20 protein-coding genes are annotated in these 22,218 nt (G+C 37.2%); 4 read left to right on the top strand and 16 right to left on the bottom strand.

What is annotated here, in order from left to right:
- The first annotated feature begins 8 nt into the window (after positions 1–8).
- On the top strand, positions 9–2,354 hold the full coding sequence (locus M3085_RS03740) for a hypothetical protein (protein ID WP_249052323.1): 2,346 nt from the start codon (positions 9–11) through the stop codon (positions 2,352–2,354).
- A 917-nt stretch (positions 2,355–3,271) separates the two neighbouring features.
- On the opposite strand, the gene M3085_RS03735 is transcribed toward M3085_RS03740, so the two are convergent.
- The 14 genes from M3085_RS03735 to M3085_RS03670 are packed head-to-tail and all read right to left on the bottom strand — an operon-like array spanning position 3,272 to position 14,174.
- Positions 3,272–3,697 (bottom strand): DUF3872 domain-containing protein, encoded by a 426-nt coding sequence (locus M3085_RS03735; protein WP_249052322.1) that lies wholly within the window; start codon positions 3,695–3,697, stop codon positions 3,272–3,274.
- 34 nt (positions 3,698–3,731) lie between these two features.
- Entirely contained in the window at positions 3,732–4,301 is a 570-nt protein-coding gene (locus M3085_RS03730; protein ID WP_249052321.1) for a conjugal transfer protein TraO, read from the bottom strand.
- Positions 4,301–5,233 (bottom strand): conjugative transposon protein TraN, encoded by a 933-nt coding sequence (gene traN / locus M3085_RS03725; RefSeq protein ID WP_117461993.1) that lies wholly within the window; start codon positions 5,231–5,233, stop codon positions 4,301–4,303. The genes M3085_RS03730 and traN overlap by 1 nt, the downstream gene beginning before the upstream one ends.
- 19 nt (positions 5,234–5,252) lie before the next feature.
- Entirely contained in the window at positions 5,253–6,527 is a 1,275-nt protein-coding gene (gene traM / locus M3085_RS03720) for a conjugative transposon protein TraM (RefSeq protein ID WP_178537778.1), read from the bottom strand.
- Positions 6,517–6,792: a hypothetical protein gene (locus M3085_RS03715; RefSeq protein ID WP_249052320.1), complete on the bottom strand. Its 276-nt coding sequence runs from the start codon at positions 6,790–6,792 to the stop codon at positions 6,517–6,519. The genes traM and M3085_RS03715 overlap by 11 nt, the downstream gene beginning before the upstream one ends.
- A gap of 4 nt (positions 6,793–6,796) precedes the next feature.
- A complete protein-coding gene (gene traK / locus M3085_RS03710; RefSeq protein WP_249052319.1) occupies positions 6,797–7,420 on the bottom strand; it encodes a conjugative transposon protein TraK in 624 nt (207 codons plus the stop codon).
- A 25-nt stretch (positions 7,421–7,445) separates the two neighbouring features.
- Positions 7,446–8,474 (bottom strand): conjugative transposon protein TraJ, encoded by a 1,029-nt coding sequence (traJ, locus tag M3085_RS03705; RefSeq protein ID WP_249052318.1) that lies wholly within the window; start codon positions 8,472–8,474, stop codon positions 7,446–7,448.
- Positions 8,475–8,492: 18 nt separating this feature from the next.
- On the bottom strand, positions 8,493–9,122 hold the full coding sequence (locus tag M3085_RS03700) for a DUF4141 domain-containing protein (protein ID WP_117461998.1): 630 nt from the start codon (positions 9,120–9,122) through the stop codon (positions 8,493–8,495).
- Between the two features lie 12 nt (positions 9,123–9,134).
- Complete coding sequence (locus M3085_RS03695) at positions 9,135–11,666, bottom strand: TraG family conjugative transposon ATPase (RefSeq protein ID WP_249052317.1); 2,532 nt, start codon at positions 11,664–11,666, stop codon at positions 9,135–9,137.
- A complete protein-coding gene (locus tag M3085_RS03690) occupies positions 11,653–11,985 on the bottom strand; it encodes a DUF4133 domain-containing protein (RefSeq protein WP_249052424.1) in 333 nt (110 codons plus the stop codon). Before M3085_RS03690 ends, M3085_RS03695 begins: the two co-directional genes overlap by 14 nt.
- Before the next feature lie 2 nt (positions 11,986–11,987).
- Positions 11,988–12,287, bottom strand: a complete 300-nt coding sequence (locus M3085_RS03685; protein WP_117674172.1) for a DUF4134 domain-containing protein — start codon at positions 12,285–12,287, stop codon at positions 11,988–11,990.
- Positions 12,288–12,307: 20 nt separating this feature from the next.
- Entirely contained in the window at positions 12,308–12,931 is a 624-nt protein-coding gene (locus M3085_RS03680; RefSeq protein WP_249052316.1) for a hypothetical protein, read from the bottom strand.
- A 6-nt stretch (positions 12,932–12,937) separates the two neighbouring features.
- Positions 12,938–13,390, bottom strand: a complete 453-nt coding sequence (locus M3085_RS03675) for a DUF3408 domain-containing protein (RefSeq protein ID WP_249052315.1) — start codon at positions 13,388–13,390, stop codon at positions 12,938–12,940.
- The gene (locus M3085_RS03670; RefSeq protein WP_249052314.1) at positions 13,380–14,174 is read right to left on the bottom strand and encodes a ParA family protein; all 795 of its coding nucleotides are present in this window, start codon (positions 14,172–14,174) and stop codon (positions 13,380–13,382) included. The genes M3085_RS03675 and M3085_RS03670 overlap by 11 nt, the downstream gene beginning before the upstream one ends.
- A gap of 477 nt (positions 14,175–14,651) precedes the next feature.
- On the opposite strand from M3085_RS03670, the gene M3085_RS03665 reads away from it, so the two are divergent.
- The 3 genes from M3085_RS03665 to mobC are packed head-to-tail and all read left to right on the top strand — an operon-like array spanning position 14,652 to position 18,266.
- A complete protein-coding gene (locus M3085_RS03665; RefSeq protein WP_249052313.1) occupies positions 14,652–15,044 on the top strand; it encodes a hypothetical protein in 393 nt (130 codons plus the stop codon).
- The gene (mobB, locus tag M3085_RS03660) at positions 15,029–16,267 is read left to right on the top strand and encodes a conjugal transfer protein MobB (protein WP_249052312.1); all 1,239 of its coding nucleotides are present in this window, start codon (positions 15,029–15,031) and stop codon (positions 16,265–16,267) included. Before M3085_RS03665 ends, mobB begins: the two co-directional genes overlap by 16 nt.
- 4 nt (positions 16,268–16,271) lie before the next feature.
- On the top strand, positions 16,272–18,266 hold the full coding sequence (gene mobC / locus M3085_RS03655; RefSeq protein WP_249052311.1) for a conjugal transfer protein MobC: 1,995 nt from the start codon (positions 16,272–16,274) through the stop codon (positions 18,264–18,266).
- Between the two features lie 264 nt (positions 18,267–18,530).
- Here the strand turns inward: mobC and M3085_RS03650 are convergent, their stop codons facing one another.
- Both M3085_RS03650 and M3085_RS03645 read right to left on the bottom strand, forming a co-directional pair.
- Positions 18,531–20,066: an ATP-binding protein gene (locus M3085_RS03650; protein WP_249052310.1), complete on the bottom strand. Its 1,536-nt coding sequence runs from the start codon at positions 20,064–20,066 to the stop codon at positions 18,531–18,533.
- A 13-nt stretch (positions 20,067–20,079) separates the two neighbouring features.
- A complete protein-coding gene (locus M3085_RS03645; protein ID WP_249052309.1) occupies positions 20,080–22,122 on the bottom strand; it encodes a phospholipase D-like domain-containing protein in 2,043 nt (680 codons plus the stop codon).
- Between the last annotated feature and the right edge of the window lie 96 nt (positions 22,123–22,218).

The following is a 22,218-nucleotide window of genomic DNA, read 5'->3' as shown; positions in this document are numbered from 1 at the left end:
TTGAACATATGATTAAGGTTGCTGATTATCTCAAAAAATATGTAGATATCAGACATTTTAATGCTGATTCATTTACAGTAGATTTAAATAAAACGCGTATTGAGGGACGTACCCGTAACAATGATATCACTGAAGCTCTGCGGCTGCGCGTACATGATCCTCTATGGATGTTGACCCGTCAGTGGCAGATGGGTGAGTTTCGTGGTAACAATGCAGGAACAGCTATGTCTGTTCGTTGTATCATTAAAGAGGAGGACTGTTCAATTGATCCTATTGAACCTGTTACAGAACAGATGAATCCGGAAATTGATCTCTTTGCCCGCATTGAGGCTGCTACATTTGCGTTGGATTTGTATAGAGAAGATCATGATTTTGTGGAAACAAAAGCTTTCAGGGATGAGTGTCGAACCCTTTACGGCATCGATCAGAAGTATCTATACAGTTCCAATAAGACAGTCTTATCTAGTAATGATATATTGGAATATGAATACTTGCTTAATACTAACAAAGCAGATTTTATAAAAGGATACGTAAATAAATCCTTTGATGGAAGTAAATTATATGAAGCATTGACCACAGGAAAGACTATCAGAGGTTTTGAACCTTACAGAGATAAATTTATTAACTGGTTTCGTGATAAGTATAAACCGACAAGTAAGTCTAATGACCATTGGTTAGATGAGGATCTTTGTTATGAAGTTGAAGCTTTTGCTGGTGAAAAACATTTCAAAGGTGATCGATATCAGGGGGGGCGACTTTCATGGTACTCATTCGATTACGATAAGGATTATAAAAGGGATGATAATATAACCATTAAAAATGATGCAGAAACAAGAGTCCCTGATAAAGTTATTAAATTAAAAAATTCTTTATATGATAAACCAAATGAAGAATATGTTTTAAATGCTGGACATAATGCAGTTACTTTAAATCTTGGTTTAAAGCCTAAACGTAATTCACAGCAGACTATATTGATTCCTGGTTCTAAGCCTAGTATGGAACAGGACATTGAAAATCTTATAAATGATATTATAGATTTTTCCGTTAAAAACGGAATAGATATTAAAGATGTTATAAATTCCATTGAAGGTAAAAACCTAAAAGGGAGTATGGAGTTTAATACTATCAGAAAGTTTATTATTGATTTATCAGAAAGAAGAAAAATTAGCTATGAGGATATTTTGAAGATTGTTAAAAATACGCTTCTTGAAAAAGTACAAAATAATGGTGATATTAAAGATAAAAATGAAGTATTGATATCTGAACGTCATGTCTTGGCTCTTCCAACTCCGGCAACTTTCGCTGCGGCACCTAATAAACGACTTTGGCAGATGGAAGATCGTAAAGTCTATATGGGTAACAGTCTTTCTCAGCAATCTGAAGCTAACGTTGTAGTAATGAAGTATGCTGCAATGTACTCTAATGATTGGATGCTGTTTCCTTTAGAGACTGAGATTGGAAAATATATCACCGTAGAGAAAATTGAAGTTATTGATACTTTCGGCGGTAAGACTGTGATTTCTGGTAATGAACGTGCTGGAAAGCTCGAGTATGATCAAGGTAGTATGGGGTTGCGTAATGAGGCTTGGCAAATGTTTACTAACACCAACTTTGGCAATCGTCGTGTAACTGATATTCAGGGGCTTTATTTTGTTCCCCAGTTAGCAGCAACAGTTGAGGGAAAGCCTATTGAGGAAGTGAAGATTTTACGCGATGAAATGGCAAACATGGTATGGGGGGTAGAGGAAGTCGTGCCTGATGGATGTGGTGAAACCCTTGATGCAAAATTCTATGCTACACATCTTCAAGCCTATGTTAATAAAGTTAACGAAAAGGGATTACCCAAACGTAAACCTCAAATTGTCCAATTTGCTGACGGTATGGATGCACAGATATTGTTACCTGAAAATGATGCGCAAGTGGCTAACTATCGCTATATGTTACAGTCACAAGTTCCTTACAACTGGATACCATTCATTCCTCAGCGAATAACAAATGGTCAGAGCATGAACAATCCGTTTTTCTTGGGAGGCCGTGAGATGATTCTTCGCCGTGGAAAGATGCCATGCTATCTTTACAACGAGAAGACTAATGATTTCGATATTCTTCCTGTTCGTCCGCTCGGAACCATTCTTCGTCCAGAGATTATCTTTGAAAACGGTATAAATAAAGAATTGCCTATGGTTATTCACGAAGAAGCAGTCCAGGCTACGGGTATCCGTTTGACAAAGAATTACCAGCGCGCCCGCTGGCTCAATGGTCGGACTTACAACTGGCTTGGACTTTACAAGCGTCAGTCGCATACTGAAGCCGGTAGCAGTCTCATTTTTGATGAACTGAAGCCGAATGAATAATATTACAATGGCGTTTTATCAATGTAAAAGAGAGTGGTCAAAAACTAAATTTTCCCTTTGAAAAGTTATATTTTATAACTGTAAAACTGAAAAAAATGGCCGTATCATAATTCATAAATGAGCTTGATATGGTCATTTCTTCAGGTTTTTATAATGTTCAAATTTCAAATTGAAGGTTCATTTTTTTTAAAGAATTTTGATACCCTCTATTTTGCTTTATACTAAGGATATTTTTCAAAAAAAATATATTTTTCTTGAAAAAAGTCTTTAGAAATTTGGTTATTAATAATTTTATTATTTTCTTTGTATCAAAGAAAAATGGAGATAAGATTATCATTGCGCCTCTAGCAGACCATCAGCGTAGGGGTAGTTCTTTGAATTTATATTATTTATTTTAAGATTGTACTGTTTGAGGTAGTTCTTTTCAATTGAGTTGAGTTTGTTTTTTGATTTACAAGATTGTTTTGTTTCTGCTTGATTCGTATTAATCTTAGGTGGGTCTTATACGTTCAATAGAGTTGCTAAACTATTACGATGGAATCACTTGCTCAATGTCCTAGTCACCGGCGCGGTTAATATACCGGCTGCGTGAAGTGGGGGGATGAGCGTAGGAGGTACAATTAATGCAACGAAATGGTAGGGGGGCTCTTACTGAGAGGTCCTTGAGAGATAGGGAAAAGTGATAAACACAAGAGAAACTTTATTCGAAAATGTCTGATTGAGTAGGTAACCTTTGGATTTCTTATCATGAGTGGTGAGATGTTCCTAGTGTGATTCTTCCATGATGCAGGGAGTAGAATGTGTTTTCAACCCGTTGCGAAAAGACTTGGAAGCCGTGTTAATAGAGACACGGCTTCTTTTTTTTATTATTATTAAGGGATATTTATTAAATGGCGTTCTTCTGTAAAATGTTTAATTTACATACTCTCATCATTAAAATCAAACTCTACCACCTGAGAATGCCCCATATTGTCCTCAAAAACAATCTCCAGACTTTGTTGTTCTGTAGATTGAGAGGTATAATATAAACGGAAGTCCCCTTTCTCTACTGGGTATCTGTCATTGGGAATGAATGGCTCACCGTCTTTCCCCATACGAAGTATGCCATCACCATCATACTGAAAATATCTGATAGTATATTTAGTGCCGGAATAGTCAGCCGGACAGGTTAAGGTGCAGCGGATTTCAATGGTTTCCCCTTGGCTGAGTTCCTTTGGGACAGGCATCGTTTCAATTATAAATGGAAATGATTTTGTGACATTAAGCTCATTGCTGCATGAACCAAATGTCATGCAGGCAATTATTATCACAAGAAGTGACTGTATATGTTTAATAGTTTTCATAATGTGTTATTACATTGATTTTGTTTGACAGATATTACATGATAATACGGATTCCTATCAATACTGAAGGTCTGAATAAATCCAGATCTGTTCCGAAAAGGAATGTTCCTTTGGCTTTAGCAAGGACCACGACATTATCCGTAATGAATCCTTCCATAGATAATTGGACACCAGCACCATAAACAAATCTGTTTCTTGCTTCAAGGTATGCACCATCAGGTAGCCACTTGTTTCCGTCATTTACTTCTTCATAACCTAGTGAAATACATGGGCCACCATAAACAAGGAAACTTTTTCCCGGACTTGAAACCAGGTGAAACATAAATCCACCTTCGCCCATGTAATCACGGACCGGAACCTTCAGTTCATTATAGTGATAGTTCTGCTGAAGATAATTTAGTCCGAAATGATAATAGTGATAGTTGCGGATATATCTTGTAAAGTTAAATCCGGCATTGAAATTACCGTCTCCAAATGTATTATGTTTCTGTAAAGGTACACCACCATAGAACTCAATTCCTTTTTGGTGTGGTAATAATCGTTGTGCCATTGTCGGTATGCTCAAACCGACAATAGCAATTATAATAACAAGTATCCTTTTCATCAGAATTTCAGTTTGAGGTTGTCAATGTTTTTTGCTCTTATTAAATCCTCATTCTCCATATAGAACGTCATTGTGCGACCACCGTTTCTTTCATAGAGAGTAACCTCCAAACGCTTGTCCTCTGGTAGTGTAAATTGCTCGAGTGCAAAAATGCTTCTTTCTTCCCTATGCCCTTTTATCCAGGTAATCTGATTGTATGCCCTTAATGGCTGGAGTATTCTTTCCTGAATAGCTGTACGTTTGGCAACCTTCTTATCCACTACCTTAAACGTAATAAAGTCCACGTTATAAGGCATATCAGTTCTGTTCTTTATTTCGGTATGGAAGTATAGAAGTCCATTATGGGTGTAAAGTCCGTTCAGTAAGAATTGCATACCAAACTGTTTTGCGCCAATATGTTTGAATTCCCTCTTGTCGTTCTGGTATATGGTTTTCATTATAAGTTTCACAAGTACGGGAGATTCATTACCTAATTCCTTGAAATAGATGTCAGCTTTATTGACCGGCAGATTGTTGTTTCCCGGATAAAGAAAATCCTTCATTTCTATACTCAGTTTTTCAGGTTCTTCCGCATATCTTACATTATATGAGTAGAAACTGCCATCATCACAGATAACGGAGAGATTGCATTCTGTTTCAAAGTCACGTACTGCAGCTTTTACTCGAAGTACATTTTCTGCATCATCAGCTTGTCCGGCAATAATGTTTGACGAGCCTAAATCCACATATCTTATGGGAGCCGGAAAAATTAGATGAACAGTCTTTTCAAAAGTTACTTCAAGTCCGTATGGGAGTACCACACGTCCCTGAGGTATGGTTCTGCTCATTCCCTGGAACAAGTCACCGTGTGATTTTACTTCTGTATCCTGTGCTGATATTGTCTGCAAACCGAATGCGACACATATAGCCGCAATTAAGAATCCTTTTTTCATATTTTCTGATTTTATTATTTTACTTGGTAGGCATCAGCATAAGTCTGTGCCCGCTTTTGAATGTTACTTTGATTGTTCTGATTTTCTTGACCAGGTAGTTGGAAGTTCCCTGCATCAGTCCTCTTGCCGCATCAGATATTATCTGGTCTTTTGCCGATGATGAGAATGTAAAGCTTGTTCCTACTGAACCGCCTACGTTTGCACCTACTTCTTTCAATGCATCCATTTCGTCGGATCCGGGTATGAATACCCCTTCCAGGCCGTCCATGTCGTATGCAGTCAGTTTCACCGGATATATATTTTCTCCTAGTTCTATGGTTGTAACATAAAGCATCATCCTGTTACCGGACAGTTTGCTTTTTGCTGTAAGGAGTGCATTTCTTGGAATGATGTTTTCACCGATACGTACCGATTCAAGCAGTCTGAGCTGCAGAGTTTCATTGTCTCTGATTGTGGTCGTTCTATCCACTTTACAGGCAATTGTATTTTTCTGCGAATTGTCTGTATTAGCTGTAGGTGTGATAAATGACATATTCCTTTCCTTGGAGTATTCCTCTGTAAATTCTTCGTCTGTCATTGGTTGAATCAATGAAGACACAACCGGTTTTGAAGCCGGAAGCACCTCCATTGATTGGCCATTGAATGTCGAACTTATATGGCTTTTATTGGTTGTATCACTGACAGAAGTCTGTGTATTCATATTCGTTGGCAGATACTTTGAAGCCATCTGGTAGGATTTTTCAAGTAGTTCCAACTGCTTTTCTTCCTCTGATTGGCTTTCCTCCATATCTTTTAGTTCCTGACGGAGATACTCCAGTTCCTCGCGCATTTGTTCCTTTTCGTAGTCATAATCATTTTCATAGAAATTGGAAACAGCTTGTGAAGCCGCCTGGTACTCACGTACGGAACGGTCTATATGACTGCTACTTTCATTATTGTTATTTACAGTTGTATTACTGTTATTGCTGTTTTCTGTATCAGGTTCATTTGTGTTGTCAGAACTATACATTTCAGCTAATGTCCCGATAGCTCTTTCTCTATCTTTATTTTTCTTTTCATCAGAACTGAATTCGTATGCCTTTTGCTTATCGTCCGTCAGCTTGTTATCCGTAGCCTGAGGTATATTTACGTTCAGTCCGGACTGTAACGCTTCCTTTTCCTTGTCTGCGTCTGTTGGAGCAAATATCAGATACATTGAAGCCAGAAAGAGGATACCAAGACCTCCGAAGACAAGAGCTTTCTTTGCCTTCTCCTTTTTTATAAGGTCAGTTCCTTTGCTTTTGTCACTGCTCATAATCTTGATTGTTTAATGGTTGGTTATTGTTATTCATAAGTTCAGGCATGTCGAGAGTATCTTCAGATATTGAGCCGTCAAACAGTTCCATAAAGTCTTGTTGTTCATTTTGTCTGTCCTTTATAAAAAAGCCCATTATCATCCATAGCGATGCAAGAAAATAAAGCAGACACATGATTATAAGCACCCGTTTTCTCTGTTTGGGAGAAAGAGCTTCACATCTTTCTTTTATAGTTTCCTTAATGCCTTTTAGTATATTTCCCATGCTTTTATTTGTTTATGGTTTGTAAATCACGGTTCTCCAATACTATGAACTTCTCAATGGTAAATCCCTGAGGATTATTGTCTGAACGTACAGAGTTGACAAGATTACATTCAGTTACCAATGATCTTATGGTAGTGTTGCTACTTCTGACGATATACTGTTTGGCGAATGTCACTACCTTGTAAGGATGTGAAACAAAATTGCAGCTTATAGAATCTATCTCTATGCGCTGATGGATATTTCCGGAAATGATTCTGTTGTAATATCCTTTCTCAGCCAAATCCTTGTAATAATCATAAGAAGTCTTGTCGGTTAGCATAAAGGCACGTTTCATATTGCTTTCTATGGCATCTTTGTCCGGAGCCAGTGTAAAGAACAGTTCATGAAACCTTCTTACGTGTTCTCTTGCTTCAACCGGACGGTTGGCTGCTGCATCCTGTGCCAATGCCAGTATAAGCGATTTACCGTTATCAAGTACATATATCTTCTCTCTCTGTTTCCTTGCAAATGAAAAAGAAGCAAATATAGCAATAGCGGAAACCAACAGACAAAGTCCTGCAAATACCATAACATAGAGTCTTATATGCTTGAATGAAGTCTCAATATTTTTCAATGACTTAAATTCCATAATCAGAAATATTTATATTGTATCATTACTTTATAAGTGTTCCTTTTATTCTTCCGGCTATGTTTCCAACGGCTGCACCTGATGCCGCAGCAACACCCTTGCCACCTGATATCGCACCTTTGCCTGCACCTTTTGATGTATCGTTGATATTCTTACCATAGTTGCCAACACCGCCACCGGCTTCGACAATCCATCCGGATACGGTTGGAACGGTAAAGAATCCAATGATTCCAATAAGTAGAAATACGATATATACCGTATTGTTCAGGTCGGGTACGAATGTTGGATCACTGAGTGCTTCAATATCCTGCTGCATCATAAGAATCTGTATTTTGGTAAGCATTGCCGAGAAAATGTCTGAAATCGGGAGCCACAGATACACTGAAATGTATCTACTGAACCATATTGCCAGTGAACCTTGTAATCCGTCCCATGTGGCAAAGGCAAATACTATTGGTCCAAGTATTGATAGTACGACCAGAAAGAAAGTTCGTATCGTATCAATGATTAGTCCGGCAGCTTCAAATATCATTTCAAGCAAGGAACGGAATCCGTCCGATATTGCTCTTTTGGTGTTGTACATAGCCCTATCATAATACATACCAGTCATAGTAGCCAAATCCGAAGGAGACCAGCCAAGGTCATCAAGCTTTCTGTCAAATTCTTCATTGGATACTAAGTATGCAGTTTCAGGGTTACGCATCAGTGCCTCATATTCCAACTTGTCACGTTCTTCCTTATATTTCTGCAGGTCGAAAGTTTGTGATTCAACAATGGAATGGCATCCCTGAGCTATAGGTGATAACAGTCCGTTGATTGTTCCAAGTACAATAGTCGGAAAGAAAAGAATACAGAGTCCCAGTGCAAACGGTCTAAGCAAAGGGAATACGTCTATAGGTTCTGCACGTGCCAGGCTTGACCATATCCGCATGGCTATATAGAAAAGAGCACCTAGTCCGGCAAGCCCTTTTGCCACTCCAGCCATATCAGCGCAAAGTGGCATCATTTCATTATAGAGATCTCTCAGAATCTCGTGAAGATTACTTACATCCATAGTAAAGTCAGGTTAGTTTTACCAATATCTTTCCGATGCAGTACCATATAGTGATAGTACTCTTTCTGTATCTCCGGCTTTCAAGGCCCTCAAATAGCTTACGGAAATGTTCTTGTTTGTATAATAGTTTACGAGTCCCTTATATTCTTTCACGTCACGATATACACGGTCTATCACATCCATTCTTTCCTTGTCTGTCATGGAAAGTGAGGTCACGTTCACCACATCTTTAAGTTCTTTCAGACACTCGCTGCTTTCTTCAAGTAACCTTGCATAACCGAAGGCAATAGCATCCAGTTCCTTTGGAGTAAAGTTCTTGTCACTTAACATTTTCTTGTATGAGTTGACATAAATCCCGGATATATCCGAAACCATTAGGATAGTCTCTTTTACCTTATATGCATCCGACACAAGAGTCTTTACTTTCTGCAAGGCATCATAATATTCTTTGCCTTGTCTGTAGATTTTCTCCACTTCACGGAAATTGTTCAGTGTATTGTTTACCGTCTTGGATGCTGTGGCAATCTCTTTAACGGTATTGGCTATGTTTCCGGCAAAATTGGTAGGATCTGTAACGACCCATTGTGCATAAACTTCATGTCCTGACAACAATAAAGTCAAAGCCATGATGATAAGTCTTGATTTCATAATTCCATTGTATTAAGTTTGACTTGATTCTTCTTTCCTGATTATCTCACGTTTCTGTTCGGCAAGCTGACGGATAGCCGTTTCTATATCACCGTTCAGTTGTTCCACTTTGTCCATTACTTCCATCTTCTCTCTTTCCTCTGTTGTATAAGCCAGGTTCTCTTCCATGCTAACTTCTGTGGCATATACGGCAGACTGTGTTCCGCCAAGTCCTATCCATACTTCCTTGTATTTTCTTTTCGGATCCAAATCCTGATTGATGGAAAGAATCTGTGAACGTTCCTTTTCCGTAAGTCCAAGAATATTCTGGATGATGTCGAACTTGTTCATGTACTTTCGCTGGTCAAGCAGAATCTTGCAGTCGGAGTTGTTAATGATACTTTCCTTGACGATAGGACTCTGAATGATGTCGTCCACTTCCTGAGTGACAACGATGGCTTCACCAAAGAACTTTCTTACTGTTTTGTAAAGATATTTTACATAATAGGCCATATTAGCTGAAGCGATAGCCTTCCATGCTTCTTCTATGAGAATCATCTTTCTGATACCTTTCAACCGGCGCATCTTGTTGATGAAGCTTTCCATGATAATGATGGTCACAACCGGGAAAAGGTCTTTATTGTCCTTTATGGCATCAATTTCAAAGACAATGAATCTCTTGCTAAGAAGGTCAATGTTCTGTTGTGAGTTCAACAGGAAGTCATATCTTCCGCCACGATAATATGGAGTGAGTGTAGTCAGCAGATTGTCTATATTGAAATCATCTTTTGATACCTTTATATCTCTGCTTTGTAATTCTACCCGATATACGTCACGCAGATATTCATAGAAGGTGTTGAAACACGGAATCAGTTTTTCGTCTTTCTGTATCATCCTTATATAATTATGTATGGCTGTTCCGAGTTCATTGGATTCGGTCTTTTCTATATACTTGTCTTCACCCTTCCATAGTGTCAGGATAAGAGCACATATACTTTCTTCCTTTTCAATATCAAAAACCTTGTCGTCTGTATAGAAGGGATTGAAGGAGATAGGATTCTCTTCCGTATAAGTGAAGTAAATACCGTCATTCCCTTTGGTGTTGTTCTGTATAAGTGAACAGAGTCCTTGATAAGAGTTTCCTGTATCTACTAACAAAACATGTGTTCCCTGCTCATAGTATTGTCTTATCATATGATTGGTAAAGAAACTCTTTCCGCTTCCTGACGGACCAAGGATAAACTTGTTTCTGTTGGTTGTTATTCCTTTCTTCATGGGAAGGTCTGAAATATCAAGATGCAAAGGCTTTCCGGACATACGGTCAGCCATCTTGATACCGAATGGTGAAAGTGAATCCTTGTAGTTCGTTTCAGCAGTGAAGAAACATAGTGCAGGTTCAATGAAAGTATAGAAACCTTCTTCTGCTGGGAAGTCCGCAGCATTACCCGGCATGGCAGCCCAATAGAGAGTTGCCGTATCAATGGTATTATGGCGCGGCTTGCATTCCATCATTGCAAGTGCTGAACCGACATCATTCTTGATATGCTTCAGCTGTTCACGATCGTCACTCCATGCCAGTACATTGAAATGTGCACGTATGGAAGTCAGTCCTTTTGAATGTGCAGTATTCATATATTCTTCCAACCATTCCTTGTTTATCTGATTGGCACGGCTATATCTTGAAAGGGAGTGCATATTTCTGGCCTGACGTTCAAACTTCTTTAGGTTTTCCGCACTGTCATCAATGAAAATATACTGATTGTATATATGGTCGCATGAAAGCAATAATCCAACGGGAGCAGCAAAAGATAGTCTGCAGTCACTTCTGTCTGTAGAAAGTCTTTCATGTCTGTAGTCAGTTACTACATGAGCCGGAAGGTCGTCCGTATCAGATAAAGTATGCAGACAAAGAATCTTGTCACCGATACGTACTTCATCAGCCCCCAGACGTATATCTTCCAGAGAAGCATGGTTGCTTTCTGAAAGTGAAAAGTATCGGTCCAGGAGTCCCGGTTTATCACTTGTCCCGGCTACTTCATCAGCATCGAGCCGTTTGAGAGTGAAGAATCCGGATGAGTTCATTATTCTTTCAAACTGATCAACCGCTTCAAGAAAAGCATTGACTCCTTCTTTGTCTGTAATTTCTTTTGGCAGAATGTTTCCCCTGCATAAAGTGGAGAAATTACTCTGCTGCATCATCTTCTGTTTGTTGGTTTTTGTGATGAAGAGATATACCGAATGATTCAGAAAAGGTCTTTCATTAAAATGCTTTTCATAGGCTCTGCCAAGAAATGAAATATCCTCCTTTTGCAGTTCCGATTCATACCTTTCCATTATAAACCAGTCCTGTTTGTGTACAATAGTATAATTAGGCAGCACTTTTATAGACTTGTACCATGTGGAGTGCATTGCCTCATATTCATCAGAGGTGATGGTAAAAAGTTCAGGAAGTTCCATTTCAAAGGCTACCGTAATATCGGCATCCTTTGAAATGATACATCCGTTCTCTATGGCTAAAAGCGGAAACTTCTGTTCAAGTGTGGACATTTTGCTAATGTTTCTCATATCGTCTGTTGTTTAGGAATATATGAAACACCGTCTTACGGTTAATAAGATATCTGGGATGGTCACGGACAGCACCTCTTTTCATAAGTCCGTGTTCACCGTATTTGCTGTTCATGGAGAAAGTTTGCCACACAACAACTGTGGCACCCAATACTCCCATGACAAGACAGAGAACCTGGTCCACATTACAGAGGTAAAGTATGACTGTAACCAAAAATACAGCCAGCAGTCCTCCAGCAAAGATGAAAAGGTATTGTGCTTTCAGTCCTTTGAATTCCACTGACCTCCCGATTCCCTTGTTTATTTCCCATCCGGCCATAATTACAGGAAGAATGAACGTAATATGGTTGCAGCCACAATCAGGAAGATACATGCACCGAACCATGATGCCGCAGTCTTTGATGTGTCCGGATCACCTGAACTGAACTTGTTATACACCTTTACACCTCCAATCAGTCCTACAACTGCACCAATGGCATAGATAAGTTTGGTAGCCGGATCAAAATAAGATGTAATCATCTGTGTTGCTTCTTGTATTCCGGCAAGTCCATTACCTTGAGCTCTTGTCTGCTGGACAAGCATACATGCTATGAGCAGTGTAATAATCATTTTATTCTTCATACAAATACCGTTTAAAAGGTTTATAAAAAATCTTCCAGTGAAATCTCTTCCGGCTTGTTTTTCTTTTTACGTGCCGGCTTGGGGGATTTGAGTTCTTCCTCTTCTATCATGCGCATGAGTTCCTGGTTTCTCTTCTCTGCTTTTGCTTCATTCTCTTTCAGCAGTTTCAGGAAATCACTGCCATTCAGCTTTGATATGGTTTCTGAAACGGGAACCTTTTCCTCTTCCTCAATAGAATCATTGCTGCCGACTTTTTTAAGCAAGGATATTTCCTTACTAATCAGTTCTGTTCCATTAAGTCGGATATCATCTTTTGTAACTTCGAAAAGTTCTTCCAATTCAACTTCTTCCTCGTCAACTTCGTCAATATCAGGAAAGAACTCGTTTTCCTCGCCCGTAAAATTATCGCTATTATCTACATCTTTTACGGGAGCAGGATTATTGGGTAAAACTGTAGAATATTGTGTAATATCTGTTTTTGTCCTGCCTATAACGGAAGAGGTGTTTCCTTCTTTTTGGGGAGGTTTCTTCTCACGGATAGAATCCGTATTTTCATTCTTTCCGGTATGCAAGAATAGCCACAGAAAAATAGCAGCTGTTCCCATAAGCACAATGGAAAGTATTAAAGTCAATATTGCATCCATAATTGTTTACATATTTGGTATGGTATGTTTTCTTATATTCTTGGCTGTGGCATCATTGATTAGTGAACGGTAGTTGTTCAGATGGTCAAGCAGAATATTCTCTACGAAAGATGAAAGGCTTACACGACTGTTTGTGTCATGTAATATGTCTTTCAGTATATCCAGTGTTACACGGTTTAGCGGAAAAGAGGTTCTTTTGTCGAATGGACGGCTTATCAGGAATCTGTTCCTGTATTCTTCCATGTCAGAAGGATCATTCCTTTCTACCGGCTTTTTCTTGTTGGTTGTCGGCTTTTCAGGTTTTTTGTTTTCTATTGTTTCAGTTTCCTCCTGTGTTGTTGTTTTTTCGGCAGGTTTTGGATCAAAGTCATCAAGAGAAAACTCCTTGTCCATTTCCTTATAATTTCCTTCGGCCATCTGCTTTATTCTGGCTTCTAAAATTCCTTTGTTATTGTTCATACGCTTTCAGTGATAAGATTTCTATTAATTCATTGGCAAGTTCTTCAATATTACTTCCGGCAAGCTGGTCTTTTTCGGGAGCCATATAGGTGGAACGGAATACACCTCCGGTATTCATCGACAGTTCACGGCTGAACTTTACAGATCTTGGCAAGCGGGTTTTGAGCAGTCCAAGTCCGTATTCCTCGATTTCCTTGTCATAGCTTTCCATTATTCTCGTATTGACTCTCCGGTCCACCTTATTCCACATCATGAATATCTGTTTTATCCTGCTTCCACTTAACATTACACCCATATCACGGATTGTAATGGCGTATGCCATGCACGAGGCTATTGATTGAAGGTCTGCTTCTATAGGTGAAATTATATAGTCCATTTCAAGGGCAAGTGAAAGAAGGTCAGAACTGTCTGAACGTCCCGGCAAGTCATAGATTACAACAGAAATTTCCTCTTCCGGATGTTCTACTATGTATTCTTCTGCTACCTTTATGGCTTCCTGAGGTTTGGCTTTCAGTACACGGTATGAACGCTTTCCTGTTTTCCTGATATATGCCTTCAATTTCTCCTGCAGAACTGTACTTTCCTCAACAGCTTTTTTATCCCTTTCTCTAAGTCTGTAGAAACTGTGTTGTGCATAGTCACAGTCCATTATCAGCAGCCTGATATTTTTCTCATAGTAGAGATAGCTTGCAAGTACTTCAGCAATGGTACTTTTCCCGATGCCCCCTTTCTGGGAGCCGAATCCTACACGTATGTGTGTAGTTGCATTTGTTTCTGTTTTCATATCTGTAAATATTTATATGGTTGGTAACATATTCATATCTGTATTTCCATTTGTATGTATATCTGCATATCCACATTTATATATTTGTGCATATATGCATAAGTGTGTAAGTATGTATGTTTCCACACATCTGCAAATGTGTGTATGTGCGTAATTTTATGCACTTGTTCAGTGCGTGCAGATACTTACAACTGCAAATAAACATCTAAAAAACATTGGCTGGCGCACCTTGGAGAATACCGGGTAATATTGTGGAAAATTGCGTACAGCTTCAATGGAAGCTGTTGATAATAAACAGACTAACTTTGTAGCGAAGCAGAGTATGACTGAAAGGAATACTATCTCTGTTTTTTTATAACCTTTGGCAAGATGTGTTTTTGTCCGACAAACCGAAATTTGTCCGCCAAAAACTCTTGCCCCTGAAAAGGGGAAGATACTTGCTCCAAAGTCGCAAGTTGAATACTAAAAACAAAGATTATGAATAAGGAATCCGCTACACCGTCTTACAGATATTATGTAAGGTTGAATGAAAAAGAGAATGCCGATTTTATCAGTCTGTATGAACGTTCCGGTGCCAGAACCAAATCAGATTTTATTCGTGCACGCCTGTTTTCTCATACATTCAAGGTGATTACAACCGATAGATCCACTGTAGATTTTTACAACAGATTGACAGAAGTGAACGCGCAGATCCGAAAAATCGGACTGTTATATAATCAGACTGTACGAGCCATAAACAGCTATCATTCTGCTAAAGTGGCATATACATTATTGGAGAAACTGAATGATAATACAGCAGAGTTGCAAGGGCTTCTTGAAACTTCGATAAGTCTTGCAGAAGAGATTAGAAGTAAATGGTTGCAAAAATAAGTTCTACATCTAACCTTGGAGGGGCACTAGGGTATAACTTCCATAAAGTGGAAGCTGGAGAAGCAAAAGTTTTGCTCGTCTCAGGCATGAGTGTTGACAATAATGGCAACACTGATATGAACCGTGCCCTTGAGGATATGCAAAGGTTACTTCCTTCATCCATGAGGACAAAGAAAACCGTATTTCATGCTTCTCTGAATCCGCATCCGGACGACAAACTGAGCGATGAAGAATTACTTGATATTGCTGCATATTATATGGAGAAGATGGGATACGGCAATCAGCCTTTTATCGTTTTCAAGCATAGTGATATTGAACGGGAACATATACACATAGTTTCTCTTCGCGTTGATTCCAATGGACGGAAGATAAATGACAGTCACGAGTTCAGACGAAGCGACAAAATTCGTAAGGAGATTGAAAGAAAATGGAATCTGAATACTTGTAAAAAACAGAATATTCCAGATAGGGAGCAGCTGCAAAAGGCAGATATAGACAAGGGAGATATAAGGAAACAGATTGCCGGAATTGTTTCATCCATATTGAAGAAATACAGTTTCCAGTCTGTTGGAGAATTGAATGCTGTGCTTTCTGCCTATAACATAATGGCAGAGGAAGTAAAGAAGGAGCATAACGGAAAACAATATAATGGTATGGTGTATTCTGTTACAAATTCAGAAGGCAGAAAACTCACTGTTCCTATAGATGCTGCAAAACTTGGCCGCAAGTATGGTTATAATGCTATCCATAATCATATAATACGTTCAAAGAAAGAATTTAAGAAGATACAGCCGGATTTAAGAAACAAGGTACGTAAGGTTATGATGATGAATCCAGACAGAAAGGAGTTTGTTGAAACACTTAAAGCTGAAGGTACAGATGTAGTGTTTCGTGAAAACAATGCCGGAAGGATCTATGGTATTACCTTTATTGACCATGAAAACGGTATTGTAGCTAATGGCTCACGACTTGGAAAGGGATATGCAGCATCAGTATTCAACGAATATTTCAATGGAAATGGAGACAATCCGTTCCTTACTGCTTTACCTCAGGATACGCAGGTTGATCAGATTATAGAATCAGATACACCAGGTGATGATGTGATTGCAGAAATGACAGGTTCACTGCTTGATGGCACATCGCATGGTATTGATTACAGAGAACTTGCGTTCCAGCGCAAAATGAGAAGATTATATTCAGGTAAATTAAAACGAAAAAAATAAAGTTATGTCACAGGAAGATGATTTGAGAGGATTGGCAAAGGTCATTGACTTTATGCGTGCCATATCCATATTGTTTGTATTGATACACTGTTATTGGTTCTGTTATGAATCATTCCGTGAATGGAATATTACTATAGAAGTAATGGACAGAATACTGATGAACTTTCAGAAGAACACTGGATTGTTCTCTTCATTGCTATGGACCAAACTGTTTGCAGTTTTGTTCTTAGGTTTGTCATGTCTGGGTACACGTGGTGTGAAGGACGAGAAAATTACATGGAGAAACATTATAATACTTCTTGTTGTAGGTTTCATTACTTTCTTTCTTAACTGGATGCTTTTAGCTATTCCAAAAGTAGGGGTAATACTTTATATGAGTTCTCTTACTATCGGTTATATATGTTTGCTCATGGGTGGAACATGGATGAGCAGACTGCTGAAAAATAATCTTATGGATGATGTTTTCAATGTCGAGAATGAAAGTTTCATGCAGGAAACAAGACTGATGGAAAACGAATATTCAGTAAATCTTCCTACACGTTTCTACTATCAGAAGAAATGGAACAATGGTTGGATAAATGTCGTGAATCCTTTTCGAGCAACCATAGTATTGGGTACACCTGGTTCAGGAAAGTCGTATGCAGTGGTAAACAACTTCATCAAACAGCAGATTGAGAAGTCTTTTGCTATGTATATATACGATTATAAGTTTCCGGATTTGTCGGAAATAGCTTATAATCATCTTCTTAAATATGCCGACCGTTACGAGGTAAAACCAACATTTTATGTAATCAACTTCGATGATCCAAGAAGAAGCCATCGGTGTAACCCTATTAATCCCAACTTCATGACTGACATATCTGATGCATATGAATCTGCCTATACCATTATGTTGAACCTTAACCGAAGCTGGATTCAGAAGCAGGGAGATTTCTTTGTTGAGTCGCCAATAATTTTGCTTGCAGCTATAATCTGGTATTTAAAGATTTATGACAACGGCAGGTATTGTACTTTCCCTCATGCCATAGAATTTTTGAACCGCCCATACGCTCAGATATTTCCGATACTGACATCATATCCGGAACTGGAGAACTACCTCAGTCCGTTTATGGATGCATGGGAATCCAATGCGCAAGATCAGCTCCAGGGGCAGATAGCATCTGCTAAAATACCATTGTCAAGAATGATTTCTCCGGCACTTTATTGGGTGATGACAGGTGATGATTTTTCACTTGACATAAACAATCCGAAAGAACCTAAAATTCTTGTGGTGGGAAACAATCCTGACCGACAGAATATCTATTCTGCAGCACTTGGTCTATATAATAGCAGAATAGTAAAATTAATAAACAAGAAGAAGCAATTGAAGTCGTCTGTTATCATTGACGAGTTACCTACAATCTATTTCAGAGGACTTGATAATCTTATTGCTACAGCAAGGAGTAATAAGGTTGCAGTGTGCTTGGGTTTTCAGGATTTCAGTCAGCTTACCCGTGACTATGGTGACAAGGAAAGCAAGGTCATCCAAAATACTGTTGGTAATATCTTCAGTGGTCAGGTTGTCGGTGAAACAGCCAAGAATCTTTCTGAACGGTTCGGGAAAGTGTTGCAGAAGCGCCAATCCATGACCATCAACCGTAATGATAAATCTACCTCAATATCTACACAAATGGATTCTCTTATCCCCGCAAGCAAGATTTCCAATCTTACTCAGGGTATGTTTGTGGGGGCAGTTAGTGATAACTTTGATGAACGAATTGAGCAGAAAATCTTTCATGCTGAAATTGTGGTAAATTCTGCCAAAGTTTCTGCTGAAATGAAGGCATATAAGAAGATTCCCGTCATTGCCGAGTTTACCGACAATGACGGGAACGATATTCTTCGTGAGACTATTGATAGTAATTATCGTAGAGTTAAGCAGGAGATTATTGCTTTGGTTGAGTCTGAGACTGAACGGATAAAGAATGATCCTGATTTGAGTAAACTATTATCGGTTTAAAGAAATATATATTATATGTTTTGGACAATATTACAAAAAAAATTATCTTTGTAATGTACTATTATTCATTATTCGTTAGCACCAACATTTGAGTAGTCAAGGGACAAAAGAAAGGAGGTGTTAATATGAGAATAAGGTGTACATGTCCCTTGAAACCTGTTTCTGTAACTGACTATTATCGTAAGAGATATGGGCGTATTGAATATGTTCATTCTCATTGTCGTAGATGGCCGAGAAGATAAGGTTGTTAGGGTTATAAGGCTGCTATTTTTTAGCAGCCTTATAAGTTTCTATGAATGAACGCATTTCATTAATAGAATTATAAAGTTCATCTGGGGTAAAATAAGTATTTAATTTATTTTCTGGATGATGAATCTGGTGTCTAATAATTTCAGTTTTAATTAAATTTTCCTCCTTTATACCTTTAGTCGTTTCTTTCTTATATGGGTATAACTCCTTTCCGTTTTTAAATTCATTCTTCCATCCTTCGAACTCAATATAACCATATAATTCGTTATGATATTCAACAAGAACATCCCCAAACGCGGTAAATGCAATTTCATTTAATGATGGATAAGGTAATTGTGATTCACTTATTTTATTTACAACTTTACCGGATTCTATGTTTTTTACAATTCGTACTTCGTCAAATGCTAATTGTTTTAATATCAGAGAACTGTGAGTCGTTATTATTACTTGTATATCATCTTTTTGTGATAGTTTTTTTAAAGCGTCTATAAGAAGTTTCTGATGATGGGCATGTTGTGCTGTTTCAGGTTCTTCAATTGCATATATTATTCCTGGTGCTTTTGCTTTCTCTTGTTTGTTTTCGGCTTCTGCTCTAAAAAAATTAATAAGAATAAGTCTTTTAACTCCACTTCCTCTTTTATTTATTGGAATATCGTTTTCACCTGTTATAGATACGGATTTAAATACATCAGTCCATTTTAAATCATCTGCTGTTGGTAGAGCTGGATGTAAAGAACTAGCTAATGAAGGATTCATATCACTAATTTTCTTTACAGTTCTATCCGAAACATTTTGTAATTCTTCAATTACGGCATCATATATTTCCTGACATTTAGATCTTATTTTTGTAGATGACATTATTATTTTCACAGCCTCCTTTAGAGGATCTTGTACCTCTTTATCTTTATCGTCATTGCTTCTATCGGCCTGAAATAAGGTATAAATAGGCATATATTGTTTCAATTTATCCCAGATATTTTTTGCATCTTCTTTTGAAACCTCTATTTCTTTCATCCTTAAATCTAAAAAATCAGAATATAAATTACGTATTGCTTTACGCATTTCTGCATTCTTAGTTTTATCACAATCTAAATCTCCAGATAGTTCTTGCAACTCTTTTTGTTTTTTACTTAATAAATCGCAACATTCTTTATGATTGGGATGATAAGCATAAATATATACTTTTGGAGTTTTACTACCATTTGTATATTTTTTTATCACAGTTAAATTTCCTTCATAATTAAGAAGATATTCATCTGACAAGGTTGTTGTATTATTGTCATCAATACATACTTCAGAAGGTAAATTTATAAATTCTACTCCTATAACTATATCAACTTTATCGTTTGCTTCTTTTGCTTCTCTGTTCACATCAGTAGAATCCATAACAACGACACCTTTACTATCATTAAAAAAGATATCCAATGCTTCAAGAATTGTTGATTTTCCAACATCATTTCTACCAACAAAAGCTGTAAAATTATTAAGATTTATAACTTGCCTATCTTTATAACCTCTAAAGTTTTCAATAATAACGGACTTGATATTCATATTTTCTAATTTATTATTTTATATATTTTATACCATTATCAGAATAATCAAATTCTGTAACAACAATAGGTTCTTTGATTATTATTGATGGGAAGACCTCAGGTTCTCCATTTTCTGGGTAAACAGTTACTGTAAATGGAATCTCCATAAGTGAACTTCTATTTGTATACAAGCTTACCTTTACGCAATATTTGCCTATAGGAGCAGTCCCATCCCAATATATATTTTCTACGGGCGTTGTTGTATATGGAGTACTTACATTTGCATCTATATCTAATCGTCCTATTACATCTTGACACTTATGTTCTTTTTGCCCATAATATATTTCTTGTCCATCAGGATCTATAACATGCAAATCTAAATCATCGATTGTATTCCATTTCAATGTAATTTTTAAACCACCCCTTCCTCCTTTACTTTCAATATTAGATGTTTTATTAATAATTTCGATTTCAGAATTGAGCGTATTTATTTGATTTTCAACGGTGCTTATTTCAGCTTCAGTCTCTTTTTTTTCTTGCTCAATTTGAGCTATTCTCGAATTTAAGTTAGCCTCATTTTCTTCGCTTTGTCTTCTTATCAAATTCCTTTCGTCTTCAGAATTTGCTGAGATTAATTGCGCTTCGACTTGTTTTTGGGATTCTTCCTTCTGTTGGATTATTTTATTTTTTTCTTTATCAATATCAGTGATCTTCTGATTTATCATTGCATGTTGACGATTAAGGGTTTCCAAGGTTTGAGTTCTCTTGGCTATTGCAGACTGTGAAGTATCATAATCGATTTCTGCTATTGAACGTGATGAATTATCAGTGTTGACTCCAAATTCTTTCATTGCAGCTATTACATTTTGGTTATCAGGAGATAATGTTTGTGCATCTATGAGATTTTGTCTTCTATTGCCAATGTTTCTCTTAGCCCTAAGGACTAATTCATCACTAATATATTGTTTAAATGAACTCCTATCATACTGTGGTCTATCCGGAACTGTCTCAGGCATCTTATATACCTGATTAAATTGCATTAATAGAGAGTCAAATATAGCAAGAAATGCATCTTTTACTTTAGGTAATTCTTCTATAATTATAACATCCTCCTTATTAATTTCTTCTGCATAGAAAGTCCAATTATATGAACCTGTAATTATTGTACTATCATCAATAATACAGAATTTATAATGAAGCATTTCAGGGTATTCTACAAGATGTAATTTTAGCCCACAATCAATTAACTCGTCAAAGTTAAGACAATATCCTCCATTATTGATCAAATCGTTATTTGTAACAAGAGTTACTTGTATATTTCTATTTAAAGCAGCCTTGATACAATTGAACAAATCAAAATTGGTAAACCAGGCTACAGCTATTTTGACAGAATGTTTAGCTGCGTTGATTTTGGTAATAATATTGTTGGCAATATTTTCAAATAAAGGAATAACTGAACCATTGTAGACCTCAACTTCTTTAATCTCTGGTTCTGGTAAAGAAATACCTAATTTGTCAAGAATTTGTTGACGTTCTGTGGTATCGCCAATTTTCCAAAGACTTGTAATGATACTGTTACTTGTATATGAAATTAAATTTTCCTTCCACATTCTTGCACCATATTTTGCGTTGCATTTGCTGAAAAGCTCTTTATATAAAGAAGGGCGGATACGTAATTTCCTATTAGCAAGAATTAATTGTCTTGCTAAATCATACTTGATGTCATTATCAATGGTATCACCAAGTAAATTGTATACAGAATCAAATAATGATGAGTTGAAATCTTCATTTTCAGCTGAAAAGTTTATTGATATAGAAAGCGGTTCTTCTTTTGATATTTCATCTAGAGCCTGCATGTTTGAAGAATAAACAGGTTTCCCATTCATAACCTTTACACATAGTAGAGGTATGTTTTTTCCTTGTTTCATTGCATCAAATAGCTTCGTTTTGTCTTTAAGAAGATCTTTGGACAAAGGAAGGTAACCTTCAGTTTGAGAATATACTTCTTGTACGGTAAATGTACGTTTCTCTTTTGTATAAGAAATTATTTTGCAAATACTTTTATCTCCAATCATTTTTTTATTTTAAGTATTTTAATTTTTTAACCTAAAAATTTTTACATTAAACCTGAAGTCTGTGGAATTCTTTATTTTATCCCTTCAGTTTGTTGC

Origin of the sequence: Bacteroides caecicola (assembly GCF_023337095.1) — a bacterium.
GTDB lineage: Bacteria > Bacteroidota > Bacteroidia > Bacteroidales > Bacteroidaceae > Phocaeicola > Phocaeicola gallinarum.
The sequence above is the reverse complement of the archived record's forward strand: the minus strand, read 5'-3'. Positions and strand labels throughout refer to the sequence as shown.